This window comes from Pseudomonas sp. FW305-28, assembly GCF_017351395.1.
Lineage (GTDB): Bacteria > Pseudomonadota > Gammaproteobacteria > Pseudomonadales > Pseudomonadaceae > Aquipseudomonas > Aquipseudomonas fluorescens_AA.
In genome coordinates this window covers 1-23,903 of the sequence record NZ_JACNDD010000107.1, presented here as the reverse complement: position 1 = coordinate 23,903, position 23,903 = coordinate 1, and the positions used below count along the sequence as shown (strand labels likewise).

General features: G+C 62.8%; 22 protein-coding genes and 1 pseudogene. 15 read left to right on the top strand and 8 right to left on the bottom strand.

Annotated features, from left to right (window positions below; genetic code table 11):
- Positions 1–39: 39 nt before the first annotated feature.
- The 7 genes from urtE (at position 40) to ureC (ending at position 5,329) form a co-directional block, all read left to right on the top strand.
- Complete coding sequence (urtE, locus tag J4E53_RS21945; protein WP_103309832.1) at positions 40–738, top strand: urea ABC transporter ATP-binding subunit UrtE; 699 nt, start codon at positions 40–42, stop codon at positions 736–738.
- Positions 739–768: 30 nt separating this feature from the next.
- Entirely contained in the window at positions 769–1,620 is an 852-nt protein-coding gene (locus J4E53_RS21940; RefSeq protein ID WP_103309834.1) for an urease accessory protein UreD, read from the top strand.
- Positions 1,621–1,798: 178 nt separating this feature from the next.
- Positions 1,799–2,101, top strand: a complete 303-nt coding sequence (gene ureA / locus J4E53_RS21935; protein ID WP_003197350.1) for an urease subunit gamma — start codon at positions 1,799–1,801, stop codon at positions 2,099–2,101.
- A gap of 9 nt (positions 2,102–2,110) precedes the next feature.
- Positions 2,111–2,644 (top strand): GNAT family N-acetyltransferase, encoded by a 534-nt coding sequence (locus J4E53_RS21930; RefSeq protein WP_103309836.1) that lies wholly within the window; start codon positions 2,111–2,113, stop codon positions 2,642–2,644.
- A 7-nt stretch (positions 2,645–2,651) separates the two neighbouring features.
- Positions 2,652–3,185 (top strand): N-acetyltransferase, encoded by a 534-nt coding sequence (locus J4E53_RS21925; protein ID WP_060739380.1) that lies wholly within the window; start codon positions 2,652–2,654, stop codon positions 3,183–3,185.
- Positions 3,182–3,487: an urease subunit beta gene (locus J4E53_RS21920; RefSeq protein WP_014336352.1), complete on the top strand. Its 306-nt coding sequence runs from the start codon at positions 3,182–3,184 to the stop codon at positions 3,485–3,487. Before J4E53_RS21925 ends, J4E53_RS21920 begins: the two co-directional genes overlap by 4 nt.
- A gap of 141 nt (positions 3,488–3,628) precedes the next feature.
- Positions 3,629–5,329 (top strand): urease subunit alpha, encoded by a 1,701-nt coding sequence (gene ureC, locus J4E53_RS21915; protein ID WP_060743085.1) that lies wholly within the window; start codon positions 3,629–3,631, stop codon positions 5,327–5,329.
- 195 nt (positions 5,330–5,524) lie between these two features.
- Here the strand turns inward: ureC and J4E53_RS21910 are convergent, their stop codons facing one another.
- From J4E53_RS21910 to J4E53_RS21900, 3 genes are all read right to left on the bottom strand, one after another.
- Positions 5,525–10,549, bottom strand: coding sequence for an NEL-type E3 ubiquitin ligase domain-containing protein (locus tag J4E53_RS21910; RefSeq protein ID WP_103309837.1), 5,025 nt, complete (start codon positions 10,547–10,549; stop codon positions 5,525–5,527).
- Between the two features lie 112 nt (positions 10,550–10,661).
- Positions 10,662–10,961, bottom strand: coding sequence for a chaperone modulator CbpM (locus J4E53_RS21905; RefSeq protein ID WP_060739382.1), 300 nt, complete (start codon positions 10,959–10,961; stop codon positions 10,662–10,664).
- A 210-nt stretch (positions 10,962–11,171) separates the two neighbouring features.
- Positions 11,172–12,113, bottom strand: coding sequence for a DnaJ C-terminal domain-containing protein (locus J4E53_RS21900; RefSeq protein ID WP_060739383.1), 942 nt, complete (start codon positions 12,111–12,113; stop codon positions 11,172–11,174).
- Between the two features lie 294 nt (positions 12,114–12,407).
- Between J4E53_RS21900 and J4E53_RS21895 the strand changes: the two genes are divergently transcribed.
- Positions 12,408–13,682, top strand: coding sequence for an Hsp70 family protein (locus tag J4E53_RS21895; RefSeq protein ID WP_060739384.1), 1,275 nt, complete (start codon positions 12,408–12,410; stop codon positions 13,680–13,682).
- 116 nt (positions 13,683–13,798) lie between these two features.
- On the opposite strand, the gene J4E53_RS21890 is transcribed toward J4E53_RS21895, so the two are convergent.
- The 4 genes and pseudogenes from J4E53_RS21890 to J4E53_RS30840 form a co-directional block, all read right to left on the bottom strand.
- Positions 13,799–14,812 (bottom strand): AI-2E family transporter, encoded by a 1,014-nt coding sequence (locus J4E53_RS21890; protein ID WP_103309839.1) that lies wholly within the window; start codon positions 14,810–14,812, stop codon positions 13,799–13,801.
- A 230-nt stretch (positions 14,813–15,042) separates the two neighbouring features.
- Positions 15,043–15,324: a PsiF family protein gene (locus J4E53_RS21885; RefSeq protein WP_060739385.1), complete on the bottom strand. Its 282-nt coding sequence runs from the start codon at positions 15,322–15,324 to the stop codon at positions 15,043–15,045.
- A gap of 198 nt (positions 15,325–15,522) precedes the next feature.
- Positions 15,523–16,413, bottom strand: coding sequence for a triacylglycerol lipase (locus J4E53_RS21880; protein ID WP_103309842.1), 891 nt, complete (start codon positions 16,411–16,413; stop codon positions 15,523–15,525).
- A gap of 120 nt (positions 16,414–16,533) precedes the next feature.
- Positions 16,534–16,650 (bottom strand): annotated as a pseudogene (locus J4E53_RS30840) (FMN-dependent NADH-azoreductase); the annotation flags it as partial.
- A gap of 120 nt (positions 16,651–16,770) precedes the next feature.
- Between J4E53_RS30840 and J4E53_RS21875 the strand changes: the two are divergent.
- Positions 16,771–17,301 (top strand): bacterioferritin, encoded by a 531-nt coding sequence (locus J4E53_RS21875; protein ID WP_060739387.1) that lies wholly within the window; start codon positions 16,771–16,773, stop codon positions 17,299–17,301.
- A gap of 130 nt (positions 17,302–17,431) precedes the next feature.
- Here J4E53_RS21875 and J4E53_RS21870 read toward each other — a convergent pair whose 3' ends face one another.
- Complete coding sequence (locus J4E53_RS21870) at positions 17,432–19,507, bottom strand: AsmA family protein (RefSeq protein WP_103309843.1); 2,076 nt, start codon at positions 19,505–19,507, stop codon at positions 17,432–17,434.
- Positions 19,508–19,883: 376 nt separating this feature from the next.
- Here J4E53_RS21870 and J4E53_RS21865 point away from each other — a divergent pair, with 376 nt between their 5' ends.
- The 6 genes from J4E53_RS21865 (at position 19,884) to J4E53_RS21840 (ending at position 23,760) form a co-directional block, all read left to right on the top strand.
- Complete coding sequence (locus J4E53_RS21865; protein ID WP_063323155.1) at positions 19,884–20,300, top strand: hypothetical protein; 417 nt, start codon at positions 19,884–19,886, stop codon at positions 20,298–20,300.
- Positions 20,301–20,457: 157 nt separating this feature from the next.
- Positions 20,458–21,090 carry a TetR family transcriptional regulator gene (locus J4E53_RS21860; RefSeq protein ID WP_060739390.1) on the top strand — a complete coding sequence of 211 codons (633 nt, stop codon included), beginning with the start codon at positions 20,458–20,460 and terminating at the stop codon, positions 21,088–21,090.
- A 271-nt stretch (positions 21,091–21,361) separates the two neighbouring features.
- Positions 21,362–21,862 carry an urease accessory protein UreE gene (ureE, locus tag J4E53_RS21855; RefSeq protein WP_060739391.1) on the top strand — a complete coding sequence of 167 codons (501 nt, stop codon included), beginning with the start codon at positions 21,362–21,364 and terminating at the stop codon, positions 21,860–21,862.
- Positions 21,859–22,533, top strand: coding sequence for an urease accessory protein UreF (locus tag J4E53_RS21850; protein WP_103309846.1), 675 nt, complete (start codon positions 21,859–21,861; stop codon positions 22,531–22,533). The genes ureE and J4E53_RS21850 overlap by 4 nt, the downstream gene beginning before the upstream one ends.
- A 9-nt stretch (positions 22,534–22,542) precedes the next feature.
- Positions 22,543–23,157: an urease accessory protein UreG gene (ureG, locus tag J4E53_RS21845; RefSeq protein ID WP_060739393.1), complete on the top strand. Its 615-nt coding sequence runs from the start codon at positions 22,543–22,545 to the stop codon at positions 23,155–23,157.
- Between the two features lie 30 nt (positions 23,158–23,187).
- Complete coding sequence (locus tag J4E53_RS21840) at positions 23,188–23,760, top strand: HupE/UreJ family protein (protein WP_060739394.1); 573 nt, start codon at positions 23,188–23,190, stop codon at positions 23,758–23,760.
- Positions 23,761–23,903 lie beyond the last annotated feature (143 nt).

Here is a 23,903-nt window from a genome sequence, read left to right as displayed (position 1 = left end):
AAGCTCGCTCCCACAGGGAACTTGAGGAGAATCTGGAACATGCTGCAAGTCGACAAGCTGCACCAGTACTACGGCGGTAGCCACATCCTGCGCGGCCTGTCGTTCGACGCCAAGGTCGGCGAGGTGACGTGCCTGCTGGGGCGCAACGGCGTGGGCAAGACCACCCTGCTCAAATGCCTGATGGGCCTGTTGCCGGCCAAGGAAGGCGCGGTGAGTTGGGAAGGCAAGGCCATCACCGCGTTCAAGCCGCACCAACGGGTGCATGCCGGCATCGCCTACGTGCCCCAGGGTCGGGAAATTTTCGGACGGCTGACGGTGGAAGAAAACCTGCTGATGGGCCTGTCGCGCTTTCCCGGCGCCGAAGCCAAGGAAGTGCCGGCATTCATCTACGAATTGTTCCCGGTGCTGCTGCAGATGAAACAACGCCGTGGCGGTGACCTGTCCGGCGGCCAGCAACAGCAGCTCGCCATTGGCCGGGCCCTGGCCAGTCGCCCGCGCCTGCTGATTCTCGACGAGCCCACCGAAGGCATCCAGCCCTCGGTGATCAAGGAGATCGGCGTGGTGATCAAGAAGTTGGCGGCCCGGGGCGACATGGCGATTTTGCTGGTGGAGCAGTTCTACGACTTCGCCGCCGAGCTGGCCGATCAGTACCTGGTGATGTCCCGGGGCGAGATCGTGCAGCAGGGGCGCGGAGAAAATATGGAAGCCGAGGGTGTGCGCGGACTGGTTACGATCTAGTCTGTAGCGTCCTGACGATAATCAGAAATCATGAATCTACCTGTCTGTTCATTGGCGCCTTCGGCCCTGTTCACCCCCAGCTGGCACGCCGAGCTGGAATTGGGCTACGCCCGTTTCGGCGAGTGCACACGCCCGGTACAGCGCCGCCACAAAGGCCCGCTGCGGGTGCAGAAGCACTTGTACGCCGAAGGCCCCGAGGTGTGCCAGCACATCATCGTCCACCCGCCCGGCGGGATTGCCGGCGGTGACCGGCTGGACATCTCGGCCCACGTCGGCCCTGGCGCCTGGGCGCAACTGACCAGCCCCGGCGCGGCCAAGTGGTACCGCGCTGCCGGCCCGGCGTACCAACAGCTGACCCTGAGCGTGGCCCCCGGCGCGACCCTGGAATGGCTGCCCCAGGAAACCATCGTCTTCAGCGCGGCCCAGGCCGAACTCGGCACGAGTATCGACCTGCAGGGCGACGCACGCCTGTTCTACTGGGACATGGTCGCCCTCGGCCGACCGGCCAGCGGCGAGCGGTTCGACCTGGGGCACTTTCAATCGCGACTGGACATTCGCCGCGACGGCCAGTTGCTGTGGCATGAGCGCCAGCGCATTGTGGGCGGTGATGGGCTGCTGGACTCGCCCATCGGGCTGGGCGGCGATCCGGTGTTTGCCACGTTGCTGGTGACCGGCGAGATCGACAGCGAGTTGCTGGAACACTGCCGCTCCCTGGGCCATGCCGTGCGCGGCGACCTGACCCAATTGCCCGGCCTGGTCGTGGCGCGGTGCCTGGCGAGCGAGGCGTTGCTGGCGCGGGGGTGGTTGATTGAATTGTGGCGCTTGCTCAGGCCTGCATTGCTTGGAAGAGAGGCCGTACCACCGAGAATCTGGAGCACCTGAATTGGCTTTCCTGTGGGAGTAGTGAGTTCTGTGGGAGCAAAGCTTGCTCGCGATGCAGACGCCTCGACACAGAAAAAGACCGCGTTATCGTTTATCGCGAGCAAGCTTTGCTCCCACGGGTTCCCACCCCAGGGTTGAACTTAGCGCGAATTATTTATCTGCCTTTTATGGATTGCACATGGACCTGACCCCACGCGAAAAAGACAAGCTGCTGATCTTCACCGCCGGCCTCGTCGCCGAACGACGGTTGGCCCGGGGCCTGAAGCTCAACTACCCGGAGGCCATGGCCTACATTTCCGCCGCACTGCTGGAAGGCGCCCGTGACGGCCAGACCGTCGCCGAGCTGATGCACTACGGCACCACGCTGTTGAGCCGCGAGCAGGTGATGGAAGGCATCCCGGAAATGATCCCGGAGATCCAGGTCGAAGCGACGTTTCCCGACGGCACCAAACTGGTCACCGTCCACCAACCCATCGCCTGAGGCCACGCCATGACTGCCCATGTTCGTGACGCCCATGCCACAGACCTGCCGGCGATCCGCGAGATCTACAACGACGCCGTCCTCAACACCACGGCGATCTGGAACGAACAAGCCGTGGACCTGGGCAATCGCCAGGCCTGGTTCAGCGCCCGGCAGACCCAGGGCTACCCGGTGCTGGTGGCCGTCGACGCCGAAGACAACGTGCTCGGCTACGCTTCGTTCGGCGACTGGCGGCCGTTCGATGGTTTTCGCCACACCGTGGAGCATTCGGTGTACGTGCGCAGCGATCAACGCGGCAATGGCCTTGGCCCGCTGCTGATGGGCGCGTTGATCGAACGTGCCAGGGCCTGCGATAAACACGTCATGGTCGCGGCCATCGAAAGTGGCAACGCGGCCTCGATTCGCCTGCACGAGCGGGCCGGTTTCGTGATCACCGGGCAGATGCCCGAGGTGGGGACCAAGTTCGGCCGCTGGCTGGACCTGACCTTCATGCAGTTGAACCTCAACCCCGGGGCGCTACCGCCTGCCATCAACAAGGAGTGAAAAGCCAATGAACGCCGCCCAGTTGCGTCGAGTCCACGCCGAGAGCTTTGCGCATTATCGCCAGGGCCTGATCGATCTGTTGCTCGACGCCGTCGGCTACGGGGCCAGCGTGGGGTTCATGGCCGATCTCGATGCCGTCCAGGCCCGCGCCTACTTCGACGAGGTCCAGGCCAGCCTCAACCAGGGCCACCTGCTGCTGTGGGTGGTGGTCAAGGATGAACAGGTACAGGCCAGCGTCCAGCTTGCCCTGTGCCAGAAGCCCAACGGCCTCAACCGTGCCGAAGTGCAGAAGCTGCTGGTCCGCGGTGAGGCTCGCCGCCGCGGGCTGGGCCAGCAATTGATGAGCGCCCTGGAACTTGGCGCCCGCCAGCACAAGCGTGGCCTGTTGTACCTCGACACCGAGGCCGGTTCCGAGGCCGAGGCGTTCTACCGCGCCATGGGCTACACCCGCGTCGGTGAACTGCCCGACTACTGCCAGAGCCCGGACGGGACCTACACCCCGACCGCCATTTACTACAAGATTTTGGGGCAACCGCAATGATTCCAGGGCAATACCAGGTCCAGCCCGGCGACATCGAACTCAACGTCGGTCGCCGCACCCTCACGCTGAACGTCGCCAACAGCGGCGACCGACCGATCCAGGTCGGCTCGCACTATCACTTTTTCGAGACCAACGACGCCTTGACCTTCGACCGCGCCGCCAGCCGTGGCATGCGCCTGAACATCCCGGCCGGCACCGCAGTGCGTTTCGAACCGGGCCAGAGCCGCGAGGTGGAGCTGGTGGACCTGGCCGGGCATCGCCGGGTGTTCGGGTTTGCCGGGCGGGTCATGGGCGACCTGTAAGTCATAGGGTGCCTGCACTGGCCTCATCGCGAGCAAGCTCGCTCCCACAGGTTACCTCGATCAAATGTGGGAGCGAGCTTGCTCGCGATGAGTGAGCGCAGCGAACGGTTTCAACATTCAATTGAATTCCAAGGCAAGCACATGAAGATTTCGAGACAAGCCTACGCCGACATGTTCGGCCCCACCGTCGGCGACAAGGTCCGCCTGGCCGACACCGAGTTGTGGATCGAAGTGGAAAAAGACTTCACCACCTACGGCGAAGAAGTGAAATTCGGCGGCGGCAAGGTGATTCGCGACGGCATGGGCCAGAGCCAACTGTTGGCCGCCGAGGTCGTCGACACCTTGATCACCAACGCACTGATCATCGACCACTGGGGCATCGTCAAGGCCGATGTCGGCCTCAAGGACGGGCGCATCGCCGCCATCGGCAAGGCCGGTAACCCGGACATCCAGCCCGACGTGACCATCGCCATCGGCGCCAGCACCGAAGTGATCGCCGGCGAAGGCATGATCCTTACCGCTGGCGGTATCGACACCCACATCCACTTCATCTGCCCGCAGCAGATCGAAGAAGCGCTGATGAGCGGCGTCACCACCATGATCGGCGGCGGCACGGGCCCGGCCACCGGGACCAACGCCACCACGTGCACCTCCGGGCCGTGGCACCTGGCGCGCATGCTCCAGGCCGCCGATGCCTTCCCGATGAACATCGGCTTCACCGGCAAGGGCAACGCCAGCCTGCCGGAACCGTTGATCGAGCAGGTCAAGGCCGGGGCCATCGGCCTGAAGCTGCACGAAGACTGGGGCACCACGCCGGCGGCCATCGACAACTGCCTGAGCGTGGCCGACCAGTACGATGTGCAGGTGGCGATCCACACCGACACCCTCAACGAGTCGGGCTTCGTGGAAACCACCCTCGCCGCCTTCAAGGGCCGCACCATCCACACCTACCACACCGAAGGTGCCGGTGGCGGCCATGCGCCGGACATCATCAAGGCCTGCGGTTTCCCCAACGTATTGCCCAGTTCCACCAACCCGACCCGGCCGTTCACCCGCAATACCATCGACGAGCACCTGGACATGTTGATGGTCTGCCATCACCTGGACCCGAGCATTGCCGAAGACGTGGCCTTCGCCGAAAGCCGCATCCGCCGCGAGACCATCGCCGCCGAAGACATTCTCCACGACCTCGGTGCGTTCTCGATGATCAGCTCCGACAGCCAGGCCATGGGCCGTGTCGGCGAAGTCATCACGCGCACCTGGCAGACCGCCGACAAGATGAAAAAACAACGCGGCGCCCTGCCCGGCGACGGCGAAGGCAACGACAATTTCCGCATCAAGCGCTACATCGCCAAGTACACCATCAACCCGGCGATCACCCACGGCATCAGTCATGAAGTGGGCTCCATCGAAGTGGGCAAGTGGGCCGACCTGGTGCTGTGGCGCCCGGCGTTCTTCGGCGTCAAGCCGACGCTGATCCTCAAGGGCGGAGCGATTGCCGCCAGCCTGATGGGCGACGCCAACGCCTCGATCCCGACACCACAACCGGTGCACTACCGACCGATGTTCGCCAGCTACGGCGGCTCACGGCATGCCACCAGCCTGACCTTCATCAGCCAGGCCGCCGCCGAGGCCGGGTTGCCGGAACAACTGGGGCTGAAGAAAAGAATCGCCGTGGTCAAAGGCTGCCGCGACGTGCAGAAGACCGACCTGATCCACAACGACTACCTGCCGAGCATCGACGTCGATCCGCAGACTTACCAGGTCAAGGCCGACGGCGTGTTGCTGTGGTGCGAACCGGCCGAAGTGCTGCCGATGGCGCAGCGTTATTTCCTGTTTTGAACCGGCGCAGTTCCTGTGGCGAGGGAGCTTGCTCCCGCTGGACCGTAGGAGCTGCCGAAGGCTGCGATCTTTTGATCTTTCGCTTGGGACTCAAGCGTTTTTGGAAAGATCGCAGCCTCGCTGCGCTCGACAGCTCCTACGGTCCAGCGGGAGCACGCGTACTCGCCACGGTTTTCATTGCCTGAAAGGATCAGCCTACAGGTCGGTACTGCCCGGCAACTGCTCCAGCTCGGTTCGCGTCAACGACTGGACCAGCTCCGCTTCCTTGATCTTGTGTTGCAGGCCCAACGCCTCGGACTGGCTGATGTAGTCGGCTTCCTCCAGGGTCCCGGCGGCCTTCGCTTCATCCAGCTCGATCTGGTTGGCGATAAGGGTGTCGTTCAGCGCCTGGAAGGAGGCCCCATGCGCCTGCTTCAAATAATCGATCCAGAAATCCCGGCCCACCAGCGACTGAAACTGCTGGGGGGAATCGTCCAGCGCCAGCACCTCATTGGCAGCGGCATCGAGCATTCCAGGGGTGACATCTCCCAGCCTGAGAAAAACCCCGCCCGCGGGTTGCCCCGGTAGCCCCAGTCGATCCTTGAGCCCCGCACGGTAAGCCAGACGGACCTCGACTTCTTCTATCAGCGCCAGGTTTTCGCGCGTTTCATCGTTGGTCAGGTCGGTGCGGGCATTGATCGCATCGCGGCGCCGCTGGATATCCTGCAGGGCAATACGCTCTACCTCATCGAGGCGAAACAGCCCCTTGGCCAGATGGACCAGTGTTGCCGCCTCATCCTTTGCAACCGCCAAGGCCCTGGCGTTGTGGATCATCAAGCGGATTTCCAGGTAGCTGAAGGACAAGGCGGCGCGATCTTCACAGGCCGGTCGGCCGGCCAGGTCGAACAGTTCATGACGCAAGTCGGTGGCGTTGCCCATCGCCTCGAGCATCTGCCAGACGCGGGCCTGGAGGTCCGGATAATCCTCCAGACCCTGATAGGAGGCGGCCAACCGATGCAACAACTCAAAAAACTCTCCCGAGTGCTGCTCATCCGCCAGGCTTTGCCACAAGGCGCTTTTTTCCGCCAGTTGGCCCGCAGGCAGGTCGCGCAGCCATTGCTGCATATTCGCCGGCCCGACCGGCGCTGAAAACCCAAACGCCTCGGGCAAACGCAGGACCGCCCATTCAGGACGCGTCTGCAAGACCGTCGCCCAATAATCACGCATGCGCTGCTGGACCCCCTCGCTCAACGGGTTGCCCTGCAGCAACGTCACCCGATTGAGGCGTGCCGTGGCATGGGCACGATCGGCGGGCGGGTCGAGCAGGTGATCCGGCACCTGGGCCAAGCCGTTGTCGCGCAAGTCGATCAGCTCCAGCGGTTGGTCGCGCAGGCCGGTGGGCCAGGCCGTGATCCCGGTGTTCTTCAGGTGCAATCGTTCTAGGTCAGGTAGCCTGCTGAAGTCCGGCAGGCGCTCCAGCAAGTTATTATCCAGGTCGAGATTTTTCAGCCGGGTAAGGCCTTGCAGGATTTCAATGCTATGAGGTATCAGGCCGATCTGGTTATTCCCCAGGTGAAGCGTCTCCAGACTCCTCATCCCCTCCAGGGCTTCGGGAATATCCCTAAGCCTGTTCCTCGGCATTTCCAAGCGCTTGAGGGAGGAGAACCCGTCGAGGAAGCTGTCGCAGTAGTGCAGCGTCAGGCCCATGTCAGACATCTTGAGCACACCCACATGGCTGAAGTCGGCGGTCAGCTCCGGCAACGCACCGATGTTCAATCCGCTCAAATCAAGCTCATACCCGAGTCGGCGGCCATCGGCCCCTGCAACGACCCGGGTCTGACGCCTCCAGCAGCGCTCGATTTGTTCGGCCACCGCCTGCCTGATCCCTGCCGGTACTTGCTGATAGCTATTACCCACGTGACGCCATCCGAGGGTAGCGACCCAGCGGTCCAGATCCCGACGCAGCATTTTCAACTCGACTTTACGTCGCTTGAGTTCCCTCACCGCGCCATTGCCCAGTGATTGCAACAGCGCCTCGGTCTGCTCCGCCGTGTAGCTCGGGTACAACTCCTGCACCCGACTCTCCGGCGAGCGGCCCAGGCGCAACCAATCCCGCAGCCCACCCAGGGGGTAGCCGACTTTGCCCGAAGCCAGGCGCATCGGCGATTGGAAGGCGGGCTTGAGCGCGGGCATCTTCAAGCGGCTCGCCAGCACATCCCGGTCCACTGGCGAAGCGCCGATGGCCTCTCTCAACTGATCGCCGTGATGGATCGAGGGCCGAGCCATGGCCCGGCGTTCGGCATCCGGCAGGGCATGCTGCAAGGCATCGAAGACACTGCCCCAATGGCTCAACTCATTGCCGCTGTCGTCAAAAGCCTGGTAGAGATCATCGTCCTTGACCACGACCTTGGTCTGCGGCGCATTTTGCGGCCCGATGCTGTCGATCAAGGCGCCGGACACATCGGCCTCACGCAATTCGATGCGCACCGTGTCGCTCCAGCCAGGCAAGGTTTCCAGGGTCGCCAACACCAATCGAGGCGTGTCCGCCGTGGCCAAGGCGTCCTGATACAGGCCCTCGTAGGCTCGGTTCAAACGCACCACGCGCTGATAATGGCGCAGCTCTTCGGCGATGCGCAGCGGGATGGATTTGGTCTGGCTGGCCTCGTCGAAATCCCAGGCGGCCATTTGCTGCAACTCTTCGCTACCGGCCAGGGTGATGATCTGCTCGATCGCCTTTGCCGGAACCGAGGGAAAGCGGGACTTGATCAGCGTGACATGGGGATCACCTCTCGTCTCGCCCATGGCGTAGTAGTCGTTGAGCAACTGCACCTTTTCATTTACCGCCGCTTCGGCGAGTGCCTGGCGCAGGTGCCGGACGCGAGCATCCATGTTGGTTTTCGCAATCGGCGGGCTCGCCGTGGCCAACAGGTCGGCGCCTGCCGCATCCACCGCTTCGATCAGGTTTTTCAACAGCGAAGGCGTGCGGACCTTGGCCTCGGTAAGACTGGCCTCGCGAACCGGGGTCTCGCCTTCCGAGGGGCGGACGTACTGCCAGCGTGTCCAGCCGGCGCCGTCGACGATCTTCAGCTTCAGCCCTCTTGGCCACGGGCCGTATTGGGTCAGCAGGTGCAACATCGGCTCGGCCAAGTCATGGCGCAGCGGCTCATCGCTTTGCAGTTGCCCGATGAACGTGTCGAGTTGTCGGCAGAGGTCGAAGCGATCGAGGGTGTCGGCCAGCAACGCCGGCACCGGCTCGCCCTCGACATGCACCCGTCGCAGCACGTCGTGCGAGGTCGCGCTGGCGAGGCGGATCTGCTCCAGTTCAGCATCGCTGAAGCCCTTGACGCCATGGCCCAGGCGTCTCATCAGTGTCGGGCCTTCCCAGGTACGCGGTTGTTCCAGTTCGTGGTGCCAGGCACCGTTGCCGTTGTCCGTCAGCTCGGGCTGGTAGGCCTGCGGACGGGAAGGATGACGAATGCGATAGCGAAGGGTCTGCGGGTCCCGTTGCACTTCATAATGTTGGTCACCCAGCGGCAGAACCTGCCGGTCGCCGACCCGATACAGGCCCTGGGTATCCGGACTCGACGCCGGGGGTGGCGCCAGCTCACTCTGGTAAACCCTCAGGTCGGGGCGCCACAGACGCGATTCGCCGTTGGCCAATTGAACCGGCTCCAACTGATCCACCGCGCCCGACCATCGAATGTGCGGCAGCACCGCCGCACCGGTGGCGACGAAGGCGGTGTTGAGGGCCACGCTGGAAAAATGCGCCCACATTTCCCGGGTCTCCCCCCGTTCGAACGCTTCGATGCCTTCAAAGGCCTCGTTGAACATCTGCACGGCCCCGACCGTCAACATCAGCGGCCCCAATCCTGGCACGACGAACGCCGCCAGGTTGAACACGTCGACCACCGCGTCCAGGTAACTGTCCAGGCGCGCCAGGCGGGCTTTCTGGTCTTCATCACCGGTAGGCACCGCCACCGCGCGTGCGTCAGCCTGGATCTTCTCGATCTGCCGCAGGCGTAGCGAGCCCCACAGGTCGCCGGGAATCGGCGTCGTGCCCATGGGCAGGTTGCGCAACGACGATTTGAGTGGGTAATCGGCCTGGTCATCGGCCGTCGGGGAGGTTTGATAGAAGTGCTTGAACTGCCGGAAAAACACCCCTTGCTGACGCAGCGGCACGAAACGGCTGAAGAAGCGGCGGTAGGCGCTACCGTGCAGGCGTCGCCGCAGTTCGACCATGAAGTCGGCGCTGGAGGCATAGGCTTTCAGGGGATGCTCGGGATCACCCGGAAGGTAGGCCACGACCGGCACCACCCGGCGACTGTTTTCAAGGTCGGGGCCGATCAACAGCGGGCCGACCAGTTCGATGTCGAACACTTTCAGGGAGGTGAAGGTCACGGCCTGGCCATCGAGGGTGACGTCGCTGGCGCCGTCGATCACCTGCTGCAACATCGCGTAGACCGCCGGGCTGATGTCGGCCTTGGCCCGGGCGATCTCGATGTTCAGCGCTAGGCCCTGCCGGTGATGCTCCTCCAGTGAATGATCCAGCGGGTTGTATGTCTTGCTGTCGTCGAGCCGCAGGACAGCGTTGATGTGTTCCTGATACTGGCGCCCCAGGTCCAGGGTGCGACACAACTGGGCGAAAGCTTCTGGGGCAATCGGCAACGCCCCTGCGCGAACGGCGTCGATGGAAGGCACCACTGCGCCGCCCTGGAACGGACGCACCGTGGTAATGAGGCTGCAATCGGCACAGGCGGGCTTGCGAGCTTCCTCTGGCGCGAAATTGGCCAGCGCCGCCTCCAGCAATGACGTGCCACGATATTCGTAGCGATCGAAGTAGCCGCCCTCGTTGTCCAGGACCAACGCCCCAAAAAGATCATCGCGGGTCTTGCGCCCGTACTTGCGGACGAAATACACCTCGTTGACGTTCAGCGTGAGGTTGAACTCATCCAGGAGCGCCTGCTCGAGCAAGGGTTCGGCAAAGGCGCGGATGTCCTGGATATTGCCCAGCCGGTTGTCGACCTGGTTCAGGCGCTCGCGGTAGCGGGAATGACTGTCCTTGAGGCTGTTCCAGAGGTCGGGAGAGGCTTTCGCATACCAGTCCGGAAGCGTCAGTTCATGGTCGCTCAGTTCCTGCTGGCGTTGCACGATAGCCCCGCTGTACCAGCCGGGAATACGGGCTTTGAGCAGGTCGAAATGCTCGCCCTGGGGAGTGGCGAGACGAGGGGTGAAGCCTGGCATATCGGGTCATCCTTGACGATGGAAAACCCGAGCCTAACCAGTGTGCCACCGAAGCGTGCGGTAACTATTTATCGCTTTTTCGACGAGACATGACGGATACGAACCGCCACGGTCAGTCCACCCAACGGCCCAATTGCTGGCGCAGCCGACGATTCTCGGCACGCAGCTCCTGGACTTCCTCCAGCAGGTCCAGCGCCAGGGCGACGCCTTCCCACTCCAGGTCCAGGTCGTGCCGCAGCTTCGCGGCACGCTTGGCCAAGGCCAGTTCGTAATCGGTAAAACGCCAATCCGTCGGGGCCGCGCCGTGGGGTTCGAGGATGCCGTGGGCGACGATCTCGATCACATGGACATCCGCCAACGCGGCAGCCTCGCAGAATTCCGTCAGGGTCAGTTCAATGATCGGGTTGTTCATGGTCTGCTTCTCCCAATGCTTTAACTGTCGAGTCTAGCCATGACTGTGGCGAAGGAGCTTGCTCCCGCTCGGCTGCATAGCAGTCGTAAAAAACTGCCAACTGTTTTTTCCTGGCACTGCGCGTCCAATGGTTTTGGGGCTGCTTCGCAGCCCAGCGGGAGCAAGCTCCCTCGCCACAGGTTTTGTGTTCAGCGGGTCATCAACCACAGGTCAGAAATTCTCCCGCGGATCGAACGCCGCTTTCTTCGCCAGTTCCGCCCACAACGCCTTGACCGCTTCGTCGCTGGCCTTGGGCATCACGGCCTTGAGCTGCACGAACAGGTAGCCGCGCTCGCCGGCCTTGTTGCGCAGGCCGTGGCCCTTGGCGCGCATGCGCTGGCCGTTCTGGCTGCCGGCCGGGACCTTGAGGTTGATCTTGCCGGTGAGGGTCGGCACCGCCACTTCGGTGCCCAGCGCCAACTCCCACGGCGCCAGTGGCAAGGTGATGATCAGGTCCTGGCCTTCGACGTCGAACTTGGGGTGTGGAGCGAAACGAATGGTCAGGTACAAGTCGCCATTGGCGCCGCCACCGACACCCGGCGCGCCCTGGCCCTTGAGGCGGATGCGTTCGCCATCGGTCACGCCCAGCGGGATCTTCACGTTCAGGCTCTTGCTGGTGTTGCTCACGTGTTGGCCGGCCGCGTTGTATTGCGGCACCTGGAACGTGACCTTCTTCGACTCGCTCGACAGGGTTTCTTCCAGGAAAATCGGTAATTCCATTTCCACGTCTTGCCCCCGACGGCCGGCGCTGCGACCTGACTGTCCGCCACCGAAACCCGACCCACGGTTACCGAAGATCGAACTGAAGAAATCCGAGAAGTCGCCGGCGTCCTGGCCACCGCCAAAACCGCCACGGCTCTGCCAACCCGGCGGGCCCTGGAACGGCTGGCCGTGCTGGCCGTAGCGGCGCAGGTCGTCGTACTCGGCGCGCTTGTCGGCGCTTTTCAGCGCTTCATAGGCTTCGGAGACGTCCTTGAACTTGGTCTCGGCGTCCTTTTCCTTGCTCACATCCGGGTGATACTTGCGCGCCAGCTTGCGGTAGGCAGCCTTGATCGTGCTGTCGTCCGCCGTGGGCTCAACACCCAGGATCTTGTAATAGTCTTTGAAGTCCATCTAGGCATCACCATCCGTTATCGATGTCGCACCGCCACGCACAGCATGCCCGGATAACCGGACAGCGGGTTGACCGACCTCAAGATTGGGACCGGGCGGCACGTCAGAAGTTTATCGGCAGCTGGCGGCGGTTCTTGTACCCGCCTTGCGCTACCTGGCTCATGCCAGCAAGTTTGGGGGTATAAGAGAGTCTTTCAAGGCCCGCGGTCGAGAATTAGCAGATAACCGGCCTTCGAATCCGCGCCGCACTGACATACACTGCGCGGCCGTTTTTTCAACTGGAACCCGAAAGACATGAAAAACGCATCCCCGGCCCGTGCCTGCGGCATCGACTTTGGCACGTCCAACTCCACCGTCGGCTGGCTGCGCCCCGGCATGGAAACGTTGATCGCGCTGGAGGACGACAAGATCACCCTGCCTTCGGTGGTCTTTTTCAATCTCGAGGAACGCCGCCCGGTGTATGGCCGCCTGGCCCTGCACGAATACCTGGAAGGCTACGAAGGCCGGCTGATGCGCTCGCTCAAGAGCCTGCTGGGCTCCAAGCTGATCAAGCACGACACCAGCGTGTTGGGCACGGCGATGCCCTTCAAGGATCTGCTGGGGTTGTTCATCGGCCAGTTGAAGAAACGCGCCGAAGCCACCGCCGGTCGGGAATTCGAAGAAGTGGTACTGGGGCGCCCGGTGTTTTTCGTCGACGACGATGAAATGGCCGACCAGGAAGCGGAAAACACCCTGGTGGACGTCGCCCGCGCCATCGGTTTCAAGGAAGTTTCGTTCCAGTACGAGCCCATCGCGGCGGCCTTCGACTATGAATCGACCATCGAGAAAGAAGAGCTGGTGCTGATCGTCGACATCGGCGGCGGTACTTCGGACTTCTCCCTGGTGCGCCTCTCCCCCGAGCGCCGTACCCACGACAACCGCCACGCCGACATCCTCGCCACCGGTGGCGTGCACATCGGCGGGACCGATTTCGACAAGCAACTCTCCCTGGCCGGCCTGATGCCGCTGTTCGGCTACGGCAGCCGCATGAAAAGCGGCGCCTACATGCCCACCAGCCACCACATGAACCTGGCGACCTGGCACACCATCAACGCGGTGTACTCGCAAAAGTCCACCCTGGCCCTGGGCAGCATGCGCTACGACATCGAAGACACCGGCGGCATCGACCGGCTGTTCAAGCTGATCGAACAGCGCGCCGGGCATTGGCTGGCGATGGAAGTGGAAGAAACCAAGATCGAGCTGACCCACACCGACCAGCGGCATTTGCTCCTGGACCGGATCGAGCCGGGCCTGAGCGTGGAACTGAGTCGGGCGCTGTTCGAGTCGGCCATCGACGGCTTGCTGGAGCGGGTGCGCGGCAGCGTCACGCAGTTGCTGGGCGATGCCGACGTGCGGGTCGATCAGGTCGACACGGTGTTCTTCACCGGCGGTTCCAGCGGCATCCCGGCGCTGCGCAACAGCGTCTCGGCGATGCTGCCCCAGGCGCGGCATGTGGAAGGCAATATCTTCGGCAGTATTGGCAGCGGGCTGGCGATCGAGGCGATGAAGCGCTACGGCACGCAGGGCTGATCCAGGACCGAGGCGCCTGAATCGCGAGCAAGCTCGCTCCCACAGGGATCGCATAGATCTTCTGTGGGAGCGAGCTTGCTCGCGATGGCGCCAGATCAGGCGCCATCCCTACCGGATCAAACCATCCCGATCTGTTTCAGCTCACTCTTGAGATACGCATAATAAATCGGCCCCGCCACCACCCCCGGCAGGCCGAATGCGGCTTCGAACACCAGCATCGCCATGAGCAATTCCCAGGACTTGGCGCTGATCTGCCCGCCGACGATGCGGGCGTTGAGGAAGTATTCGAGCTTGTGGATCACGATCAGGTAACCCAGCGCCGCCACGGCGACCCAGATCGACAGCGACAGGCCGACAATGGTGATCAGCGTGTTGGACATCAGGTTGCCGATGACCGGCAGCAGCCCCAGCAGGAAGGTCATCACGATCAGGGTCTTGGTCAGCGGCAGCTTTATCCCGAACAGCGGCAGCACCACCGCCAGGAAAATCCCGGTGAAGAAGGTGTTGAGCAGGGAAATCTTGATCTGGGCGAAGACGATGTTGCGAAACGCCTTGACCAGCAGGTTCAGGCGATCGAACAGCGCCGCGGCCAGGGGCTTGCGCTTGGTCAGGTCGGGAATGCGCTGCAGGGCAACGATAGCCCCCAGCACCATGCCGATCAGCAACGTCACGAACATGTGGGCCGCGTCCTTGCCCACCAGTTGCAGGTCGCTCAGGTGCTTGCTCACCCAGTCACCGATCGCCACCCGGAACTCGGCGGCGCTGGCCGGCAGGTAGGCGTCGATGAACGGCGGCAATTGCCCACGGGCACGGTCGACCACCGTCATGAACTTGTCCAGGGAGGCCCCGGGGTTTTCCGCCTCATGGAGCAGGAAACTGAAGGCTCCGGCGAAGATCAGCGTCAGCACACTGACCACCAGCGTGCCCAGCAAGGCCACCGCCAGCCAGCGGGCCCGGCGACCCTCGATCAGGCGCTGCAACTGCGGGGTGAGCATGTTGACCAGCTCGAACACCAACAACCCGGCCAGCAGGCTCGGCAACAGGCGCAGTGGCAGCACCAGCAACAACCCACCAAAAATGATCACCCAACTGATCACCAACAATACATGACGCTGAGAAAACGTTGGCATACAGCCTCAGGACAAAACGGCGTGAAAGGATCGGCAGTCTGCCAGCGATCCACCAACAGCACTAGACATTGTATCGGCCGATCCTGGACAGGGTTCAGCTGTTTTTTTGCAGTGTTGTGCCGCCCCCATCGCGAGCAAGCACGCTCCCACCACGAACCGGGCAACACAAATCCACTGTGGGAGCGAGCTTGCTCGCGATAGGGCATCAAAGGTTGAAGAAAAACCGGCCGTTACTTTTTCTTCAGGCACTCACTCATGAACGCCTTGCGGGCATCACCCTTCAGGGCCTGGGTGGTGGCCGTGGCGTTGCAGGTCTTCATACGTTCCTGCGGGGTGCTCGGTGTAGCCTTGAGGCAGGTGCTCATGAACGCCTTGCGCTCGTCGCCCTTGAGCGCCTTGGCGGTGGCGTCGGCGTTGCAGGTGGTCATCTTGGTCTGCTGCGCCGTCGCGGCGAAACCCTGGGAACACAGCAGCAAACCGATCATCAACAAAGGCACACGCAGCATCTTCATGGTGTTTCTCCTGGCTGCCGCACGAGGGTACGGCGATGAGGTGCAGTGTAGACAAAGCCTGTTACACCTTCATCTGTTGGATCTCCTGTGCCGGGTCTATCGCCATCGCGAGCAAGCTCGCTCCCACAGGGGGTTGCAGCGCTAGGCCCATTGTGGGAGCGAGCTTGCTCGCGATGGCGGACAACTCGATCCGAAACCCTACACCCCGGCCGCCTTCAACCGCTGCGCATGCTCGACAAACAACCGGACTGGCTCGGCCCCTTTGCCCACCAGTCCCAGCGACTGGTTGACGATGTCGAAGTGGTCCAGCGGATAGTCATCGCCGATGACCGTGCCCAGGTGTGAGCTGTAGCGGCCGACCAAACCGTCGCACTGTCCCGCTTCCCTGACAAAGGTGCGGGCAAATAAACGGCAAGTGCGGTTGGTGCCGTCGAACAGATTGCGCCCTTTATCGGTCTTGCCCGGCTGCAAGGTGCCGGACCATGAGTAATAGCGCACGCCATTGACCTCTTCCGGCCCATGCCCGCCCCAGGTAACCGGCAGGCCCTGTGGATAACCTTGATTGAACAGCGCCACCCCGGCGGTGGTCAGGGAGGCGTGGGAAGCATGGATGTCCACTGGCAGTTTCGGCCCGCGATAGCCGGTGTCCAGCAGGCTCATCAGAGCATTGATCAGGCACAGCACGGCACTGAGCACACGCCCCTTGGCACTGTCGGCCGGGTAGTGGGCCTGCAGGTAATCGGCCAGTTCGGAGCCATGGTTGGGGCCGGCCACCGACGTGACCGACGCCACCAGGTCCGGGCGTTTGGCGGCGGCATAACGGGCGGTGAGGCTGCCCTGGCTGTGGCCGATCAGGTTGACCTTCTGCGCACCGGTTTGCCGCAGGATGTCGTCGATCAATGCCAGCAACTGCTCGCCGCGCACCTCGGACGAATGCAACGGCGAAACCTTCACCGCCACCACCACGGCCCCACCGCGACGCAACGCCGAGACGATCCCATACCAGTACGGATACAGCACCAGGCGTATGAACCCGAACATGCCCGGGACCAGTACCAGCGGGTAACGAGTGGCGCAGCGTTGCGACATGGCGACATCCTTGTGATCAAGAAGGGATCAGCATCAGTACCGATGATGACCAGTCTATGACACCCAGATGAATCCGTGGCGAGGGAGCTTGCTCCCGCTGGGCTGCGCCGCGGCCCCCTCTCAGAAAGAGCGCGCCAAGGCCAGCAAGCGCTCCTCGGCCTCGGCACAAGACAACGCGAAGCTGCGCTCGGCCGACTCTTCGCCTTCGGCCGCCACCACCGTCACATCGGTGATGCCGAATGGGAATTGCACTGACACATTTCATTAAACTTTTTGCCTCGTTCCTCACTCCACCTAAGAAGTGATCGCGCCAGCAGAGCGTGACGCTCCAACCGGATCAGCCTCCAGGAGAACGAGATGAGCGACATGCACTTATCCGATGTAACCACCCTGCGCGAACGTGCGCGGCAGAACGTGCAGAACGGCGCAGTGACCGAAGGCTATGGCGCCGACCGGCAGGAAGTCATCCGCCTGCTCAACGAAGCGCTGGCCACCGAATTGGTCTGCGTACTGCGCTACAAGCGTCACTACTTCATGGCCTCCGGCCTCAAGGCCAGCGTGGCGGCCAGTGAGTTCCTCGAACACGCGAACCAGGAAGCCGAACACGCCGACAAACTCGCCGAGCGCATCGTGCAGTTGGGCGGCGAGCCGGAGTTCAACCCCGACCTGTTGACCCGCAACTCCCACGCCCAGTACGTCGCGGGCAATACCCTCAAGGAAATGGTGTACGAAGACCTGGTGGCCGAACGGATCGCCATCGACAGCTACCGGGAAATCATCCAGTACATCGGCGAAAAAGACCCGACCACCCGGCGCATCTTCGAAGACATCCTGGCCCAGGAAGAAGAGCATGCCGATGACATGGCCGATATCCTGGCCGATCTGTAATAGCCTTCAGGGCCCCAATCGCGAGCAAGCTCGCTCCCACATTTTGACCGCATTCTTGCAGACGGAATGCGGTCCCCTGTGGGAGCGAGCTTGCTCGCGATGAGGCCAGCCACCTCACCGCACAACCGGGCTACCGGCTAGGCTTGACCGTCACCGGCGCCTTGCCCGCCTTCATCTGCTCCAGCAGCGGCGCGCACTGGTTCGGCTCCCCCCCACTGGGCGCCACCAGCGCCAGCAACCCGGCCGCCGGCGCGGCGATCACGCCCAACGCCACCATCCCGGCACCGCGCAGCATCAGGGGCACGGCCTTGACGCCAGCGGCGGGCTTGGCGAACGGGCCGCGCACGTACAACGGCGAGCGCAGGGAAATCAGACGCCAGCCCTTGGACTCGGGGGTGATGGTCAGGTCCAGTTGTTCACTCGCCATGTTCGCCGTGCCGTCGATGTAGATGATCGCGTTCTCCGTGTCGAACACGAACAGCCGCGTGGTCGCCAGGCCCGTCTTGATATCGAAGTCCGCCGCCGCACAATTGATCTTCACTTCTTTGTCGCCAAAGATTTTTCCCACCACGTAGTTGCCGACGTTCAGTCCCGCCAACTCCATCAATTCCCGACTGATGGCGCCATCGTTGATGAGCATTTTCAGCGTGCCATTGGCCGTGCCCAGCAGTGCCGCCACCGAATTGCCGCGCCCGGCGATGTCGGCATCGCCGTTCAATTCGCCGAAACTGGTTTTCATCGGTTCAAAACCCGGGAACAGTTGCTTGAGCTTGAACCCCCGCGCCGTCAGCTTCGCCTGGCCTTCAAGGGGCTGGGTGTGCCCGTTGAGGCGGATCTGCGCATCAAGGCGGCCACCGGCCACGCCGAAGCGCAGGGGTTCCAGGCTCAACTGGCCATCATTGAGCACCAGGTGGGTATAAAGATCGCTGAACGGCAACTGCTCGCTGTGAACGATGCGTTTGCCGGTGAACTCCACATCGGCGTCCATCACGCTCCAGCGCTCGGTGCGGAACTCTTCCACGGGCAAGACCTTGTCGGTCGGTTGTTTGCTGGCGCCGCCCCGGGCCTTTTGCTCGGCATTGGAGTCCGCACCGATCAGCGGCGCCAGGTCGCTGAACAGCAGTTGATTGGAGACCAGCGCACCACTGAGTTTCGGCCGCGGCTGGCTGGCGACATAGGCCAGGTCGCCATGGATATCGCTGTCGCCGATCTTGCCGTTGAACGCCTCGTAGCGGAACAGCGCCCCACCCGGCTCATGCAGCTTGGCAATCAAGCGGCCATCGGTGGTGTAAGGCGGCGAATCCGGCAAGGTCACGCCGGTCAGCGGGTAAAGATGAGCGAGGCTTTTGCCGGCCAGCTTCAGGCGCAAGTCCAGGGCCCCGAGGTTCAGCGGGTCGGTGAGGGTGCCAGCCAGTTCGATGCGAGTGTCGCCGATCTTCGCCTGGGCCTGGAGTGGAAAGGGTTGTGACGCATCCTGCAACGCCAGCAAGCCACCGACCTTGCCGGAGCCGGTCAGGTTTTGCCCGTGATACTGCCCGTTGACCTTGAAGGCGAACGCATAGTCCTGCGGCGTCGCGCCTTGGTCCTGGGCTTTTTTGGCGGCCTTGTCGCCAACAATGTCGCTGAACGGAATGGGTTTGCCCAACGGATCGATCAACAGGTCGAGCCGGGTCTTGAGCGTCTGGTCGTCGAGGGTGACGTGGCCCTTGTCGAAGCCGATGGCGCCGATGTCCACCACCCAGTTGGACGGCTCGGCGTCCGGGTCCTTCGGGTCGAACTGGAAGGTCCAGTTGGCGCGACCGTCCGCCAGGCGTTGCAGGTTGGCGTTAGGCTCCGTCAGGTCGATGCGCGGAATCGCCACTCTCCGGGCCAGCAAGGCCAAAGGCGAAACGCGTAGCTCGACACGCTTGAGCGTGACCATTTGCGGGGTTTTCGACCAATCCGGGTTACCCAGGCTCAAGTCTTCGGCCACCACATGGGGCCACGGCAACCAGGCGCGCCAGCCACCTTCCCCCGGTTCGCGCTGCCAGACCACCGCCAGGTTGCCGTTGATGGCGAAGGGGCGATGCAACTCCTCGGAAACCTTGGCATTGAGCGGGGGCTTGATGCGGTTCCAGTCGAAGAACGCGATGACCAGGACCAGCACCGCCAGCAGGACAACAAGGCTGGCAAAGCTCCAGACGAGGATTTTCGAGGTGCGCGTCATGCACAAAACTCCTGATGACAAGTCAGCGTCCGCTACCGCGACGCCTTGGGAAACACGAACCTGTAGACGGTTCGCCATGAAGCGTTGGACTGGTAGAACCGCCAACAGGTGCCGATGAACGGCACAAAAAATCCCAGGATCCTGACCGAACAGCCAAAAAACTGTTACCGCAGCCGCCCATTTGCGAGGCAGTGATGGGTACAAAATACCCACTGCGGTGCAAAACAATACCTCGGAAACGCCCGTTCTAGAGCCTTCGCCCCGAACAATCAATTCTGTTGATTATTACCATTGCGTTTATGAACTTTTATATCGACTTATCGAGAGTAGCATTGCCCTCGTACCCACTTTATCGCCCTCCCAAGGAGCAACGATCATGAAACGCCAATTACTGATGAGCCTGTCCCTTTCACTGCTGGCCTCCACTGCCTTCGCACTGCCAGCCTCCGAACAAGCTACACCACAGGTCAAGGACAGCCATTCTGTCTACAGCCAGACTGTTGCCGAAGGTGGCCGTGATCGTCTGGAAGAAAAAGGTCTGGCCGAGGACGGTTATGACCGCACCAAGCAAAGCGATACCGTTGCAGCTGATGGCTCCGACCGCACCCCAGGCCAAACCTTGGCAGCCGACGGTTCCGACCGCACCCCAGGCCAAACCTTGGCAGCCGACGGTTCCGACCGCACCCCAGGCCAGACCCTCGCCGAAGACGGTTCTTCTCGCACTAAAATGGGCGATACCGTGGCCGAAGGCGGTGGTGACCGCGTGATCGAACGCAACGGCACAGTGAGCTGAGCCCATGGTGGCCCAGAAAAAAGCCCGATTCCTGCAATCGGGCTTTTGACTTTTCAAACCCCTCGTTTTTCCCGCCCGCCTCCTCTCTACCGTTCGACGTCGGCAAAGCCGATTTGCTAGAGTGCGTCGCTCCCGTGAATCAGAAGTCAGCCTTGCGATGCTGCCCCGCGCCGAACAGAAACAACAGACCCGAATTGCCCTGATGGACGCAGCCCGCCATTTGATGGAGTGCGGCCGGGGCTTCGGCAGCCTGAGCCTGCGGGAGGTCGCCAGGACGGCAGGCATCGTGCCCACCGGGTTCTACCGGCACTTCGAAGACATGGACCAACTGGGCCTGGCATTGGTCAGCGAAGTCGGCCAGACCTTCCGCGAGACCATCCGCCTGGTACGCCACAACGAATTCGTCATGGGCGGCATTATCGATGCGTCGGTGCGGATCTTTCTCGATGTGGTGCAAGCCAACCGATCCCAATTCCTGTTCCTGGCCCGCGAGCAATACGGCGGCTCCCTGCCGGTGCGCCAGGCCATCGCCCAATTGCGCGAAGGCATCAGCTCGGACCTGGCCGCCGACCTGGCCTTGATGCCCAAGCTGCAGCACCTGGACCTGGCCGCCCTGGGCGTGATGGCTGACCTCATCGTCAAGAGCGTGTTCGCCACCCTGCCGGACATCATCGACCCACCGGCCCAAGCCCTCCCCGAACACCTCACGCCCCAAGCGAAGATTACCCAGCAACTGCGGTTCATCTTCATTGGCCTCAAACATTGGCAAGGGTTGGGCAGTACCGAATAACCCCCGAATGTACCCACTGTGGGAGCGAGCTTGCTCGCGATTGCGGTCTGTCAGCGGCATCAATGCTGACTGACCCACCGCTATCGCGAGCAAGCTCGCTCCCACAGTTTTTTGTGCAAGCCGCAAAATGGTGCGCAACACCCCGGAGTGCACCAATATGGCACGCAATCCGCCCCATCCTGAAACGCCATCCCAGCTATTTCCTACACCTTCTTCGATTGGCAAGCCCCTTGCTCTAAACACAGCACTGTTCATTGCTGGAAGCACTCCGATGCTGGTGATCCACCGCAGAATCGACACTCAACCGCGCTGGGACGCCGAGCTGCACCTGACCTTCGACGCCCGTAGCAAAAGCCGCCTGCGCTGTTTCAGTGCCGAAGGTGAAGACGTGGGATTGTTCCTGGAACGAGGCCAGCCGCCGCTGTACGACGGCGAATGCCTGCAGGCCGAAGACGGGCGCATCGTGCGCGTCTGCGCCCGCGCCGAACAATTGCTGCACGTCACCTGCGCCAACGCCTTCGAACTGACCCGCGCCGCCTATCATCTGGGCAATCGCCACGTGGCCCTGCAAGTGGGCGATGGCTGGCTGCGCCTGCTGGACGACTACGTGCTCAAGGCGATGCTCGAGCAACTGGGCGCCAGCGTCGAATCCATCGAAGCCCCGTTCCAGCCAGAACACGGTGCCTATGGCGGCGGCCATCATCATTCCCGGCACGGCGACGAAGACTTCAACTACGCGCCGCGCCTGCATCAGTTTGGCGTGCGCACATGAACCCGGCCTGGGCGCTGCTGCGTCTGGCCAGCCCGCAGTTGCCGATTGGCGGCTACAGCTATTCCCAGGGGCTGGAGATGGCGGTGGACAATGGCCAGGTGAAAAACCCCGACGACGCCCGGCGCTGGATCAGCGATCAATTGCTGTTGAACCTGGCACGCTTCGAAGCACCCTTGCTGCTGGCGCACTGCACCGCAGCCGCCGCTGACGATTGGGACGCGCTGCTGCAACATTGCGAAGAGCACCGCGCCAGCCGGGAAACCCGCGAGCTGTATCAGGAGAGCCGGCAGATGGGCTACTCGTTGCAGCAATTGCTCACAGGCCTGCCGGAACTCGACCACGCCGCGCGAGGCTTTCTCGAACAGCGCAGCGAGCCGCATCTGGCGCTGGGCTGGGCCCTGGCCGCCCGCGCCTGGCAGATCGCCCCCCAGGACGCCCTCGCCGCCTGGCTGTGGAGTTGGCTGGAAAACCAACTGGCGGTGCTGATGAAAACCCTGCCCCTGGGCCAACAAGCGGCCCAGCGCCTGACCAGTGAACTGCTGCCGCTGTTGCAACAGGCCCAGCACAACGCCTCGAACATCGACCCCGATCATTACGGCAGCGCCGCGTTTGGCCTGTCCCTGGCGTGCATGGCCCATGAGCGCCAGTACAGCCGCCTGTTCCGTTCCTAGGAGACACACATGAATACACAACCTCTGCGCGTCGGTATCGGCGGCCCGGTGGGCTCCGGCAAGACCGCCCTGACCCTGGCCCTGTGCCTGGCTCTACGTGAACGCTACAACCTGGCGGTGGTCACCAATGACATCTACACCCGCGAAGACGCCGACTTCCTGGTGCGCAACGAGGCCCTGGCGCCGGAGCGGATCATCGGCGTGGAAACCGGCGGCTGCCCGCACACGGCGATTCGCGAAGATGCCTCGATCAACCTTGAAGCGGTGGACCAGTTGAACCGGCGCTTCCCGGGCCTGGACCTGATCCTGGTGGAATCGGGCGGCGACAACCTGTCGGCGACCTTCAGCCCCGAGCTGTCGGACCTGACGATCTATGTGATCGACGTCTCGGCCGGCGACAAGCTGCCGCGCAAGGGCGGGCCGGGCATCTGCAAATCCGACCTGCTGGTCATCAACAAAATCGACCTGGCCCCCCTGGTGGGCGCGTCCCTGGAGATGATGGACAGCGACACCCGGCGTATGCGCAACGGCAAGCCTTTCGTGTTCAGCAACCAGAAGACCGGCCAAGGCCTGGACGACATCATCGCCTTCATCGAGCGCCAGGGCCTGCTGAGCGCTGCCTGATTTTTCGACTGACAACAAGGAAGCTTATCCATGACGTTCAAACGCATTCTCGGCGCCCTCGCCCTGCTGCTGACCCCGGCCCTGGCCTTCGCTCACCCCGGCCACGGCGACAACGGGCTGATCGCCGGCCTCGGCCATCCCATCGGCGGGCTCGACCATTTGCTGGCGATGCTGGCGGTTGGTCTGTGGGCTGCACAACAACAAGGCGCCGCGCGCTGGGCACTGCCATGCACCTTCGTCGGTACGATGCTGCTTGGCGGCCTGCTGGGCTTTGAAGGCCTGGACCTGCCAGCGCTGGAAAGCGGCATCGCCGCCTCGGTGCTCGCCCTGGGCCTGGCGGTGGCACTGGCGGTGCGTCCGCCGTTGAGCCTGGCGGTCGGTGCAACCGCTCTGTTTGCGCTGTTCCATGGCGTGGCCCATGGCTTGGAACTGCCGGACATGTCGAGCCCGTGGGCCTATGCGGCAGGCTTCGTCGCGGCCACGGCGGCGCTGCATGGCGCAGGTTTTGCGCTGGTGCGGGTGTTGCCGCAAGCGGCGGCGCCATTGGTCAGGTTGGCCGGGGCGGCTTCGGCGGGGGCTGGGGTTTGGTTGTTGGCGAGCTGATTCTTTAGCGCCTGCCTGGCCGCCATCGCGAGCAAGCTCGCTCCCACAGTCTGTTCGGGCTTCCACACTTTGATCGGTGGCCCTTGTGGGAGCGAGCTTGCTCGCGATGACGGACTTACAAGCGCCATCTCTCTGGAGTCGGT

What these genes read in the sequence shown, in the direction of transcription:
- urtE (WP_103309832.1), top strand. Translation starts at nt 40, where the DNA reads ATGCTGCAAGTCGACAAGCTGCACCAGTACTACGGCGGTAGCCACATC.
- J4E53_RS21940 (WP_103309834.1), top strand. Translation starts at nt 769, where the DNA reads ATGAATCTACCTGTCTGTTCATTGGCGCCTTCGGCCCTGTTCACCCCC.
- ureA (WP_003197350.1), top strand. Translation starts at nt 1,799, where the DNA reads ATGGACCTGACCCCACGCGAAAAAGACAAGCTGCTGATCTTCACCGCC.
- J4E53_RS21930 (WP_103309836.1), top strand. Translation starts at nt 2,111, where the DNA reads ATGACTGCCCATGTTCGTGACGCCCATGCCACAGACCTGCCGGCGATC.
- J4E53_RS21925 (WP_060739380.1), top strand. Translation starts at nt 2,652, where the DNA reads ATGAACGCCGCCCAGTTGCGTCGAGTCCACGCCGAGAGCTTTGCGCAT.
- J4E53_RS21920 (WP_014336352.1), top strand. Translation starts at nt 3,182, where the DNA reads ATGATTCCAGGGCAATACCAGGTCCAGCCCGGCGACATCGAACTCAAC.
- ureC (WP_060743085.1), top strand. Translation starts at nt 3,629, where the DNA reads ATGAAGATTTCGAGACAAGCCTACGCCGACATGTTCGGCCCCACCGTC.
- J4E53_RS21910 (WP_103309837.1), bottom strand. Translation starts at nt 10,549, where the DNA reads ATGCCAGGCTTCACCCCTCGTCTCGCCACTCCCCAGGGCGAGCATTTC.
- J4E53_RS21905 (WP_060739382.1), bottom strand. Translation starts at nt 10,961, where the DNA reads ATGAACAACCCGATCATTGAACTGACCCTGACGGAATTCTGCGAGGCT.
- J4E53_RS21900 (WP_060739383.1), bottom strand. Translation starts at nt 12,113, where the DNA reads ATGGACTTCAAAGACTATTACAAGATCCTGGGTGTTGAGCCCACGGCG.
- J4E53_RS21895 (WP_060739384.1), top strand. Translation starts at nt 12,408, where the DNA reads ATGAAAAACGCATCCCCGGCCCGTGCCTGCGGCATCGACTTTGGCACG.
- J4E53_RS21890 (WP_103309839.1), bottom strand. Translation starts at nt 14,812, where the DNA reads ATGCCAACGTTTTCTCAGCGTCATGTATTGTTGGTGATCAGTTGGGTG.
- J4E53_RS21885 (WP_060739385.1), bottom strand. Translation starts at nt 15,324, where the DNA reads ATGAAGATGCTGCGTGTGCCTTTGTTGATGATCGGTTTGCTGCTGTGT.
- J4E53_RS21880 (WP_103309842.1), bottom strand. Translation starts at nt 16,413, where the DNA reads ATGTCGCAACGCTGCGCCACTCGTTACCCGCTGGTACTGGTCCCGGGC.
- J4E53_RS21875 (WP_060739387.1), top strand. Translation starts at nt 16,771, where the DNA reads ATGAGCGACATGCACTTATCCGATGTAACCACCCTGCGCGAACGTGCG.
- J4E53_RS21870 (WP_103309843.1), bottom strand. Translation starts at nt 19,507, where the DNA reads ATGACGCGCACCTCGAAAATCCTCGTCTGGAGCTTTGCCAGCCTTGTT.
- J4E53_RS21865 (WP_063323155.1), top strand. Translation starts at nt 19,884, where the DNA reads ATGAAACGCCAATTACTGATGAGCCTGTCCCTTTCACTGCTGGCCTCC.
- J4E53_RS21860 (WP_060739390.1), top strand. Translation starts at nt 20,458, where the DNA reads ATGCTGCCCCGCGCCGAACAGAAACAACAGACCCGAATTGCCCTGATG.
- ureE (WP_060739391.1), top strand. Translation starts at nt 21,362, where the DNA reads ATGCTGGTGATCCACCGCAGAATCGACACTCAACCGCGCTGGGACGCC.
- J4E53_RS21850 (WP_103309846.1), top strand. Translation starts at nt 21,859, where the DNA reads ATGAACCCGGCCTGGGCGCTGCTGCGTCTGGCCAGCCCGCAGTTGCCG.
- ureG (WP_060739393.1), top strand. Translation starts at nt 22,543, where the DNA reads ATGAATACACAACCTCTGCGCGTCGGTATCGGCGGCCCGGTGGGCTCC.
- J4E53_RS21840 (WP_060739394.1), top strand. Translation starts at nt 23,188, where the DNA reads ATGACGTTCAAACGCATTCTCGGCGCCCTCGCCCTGCTGCTGACCCCG.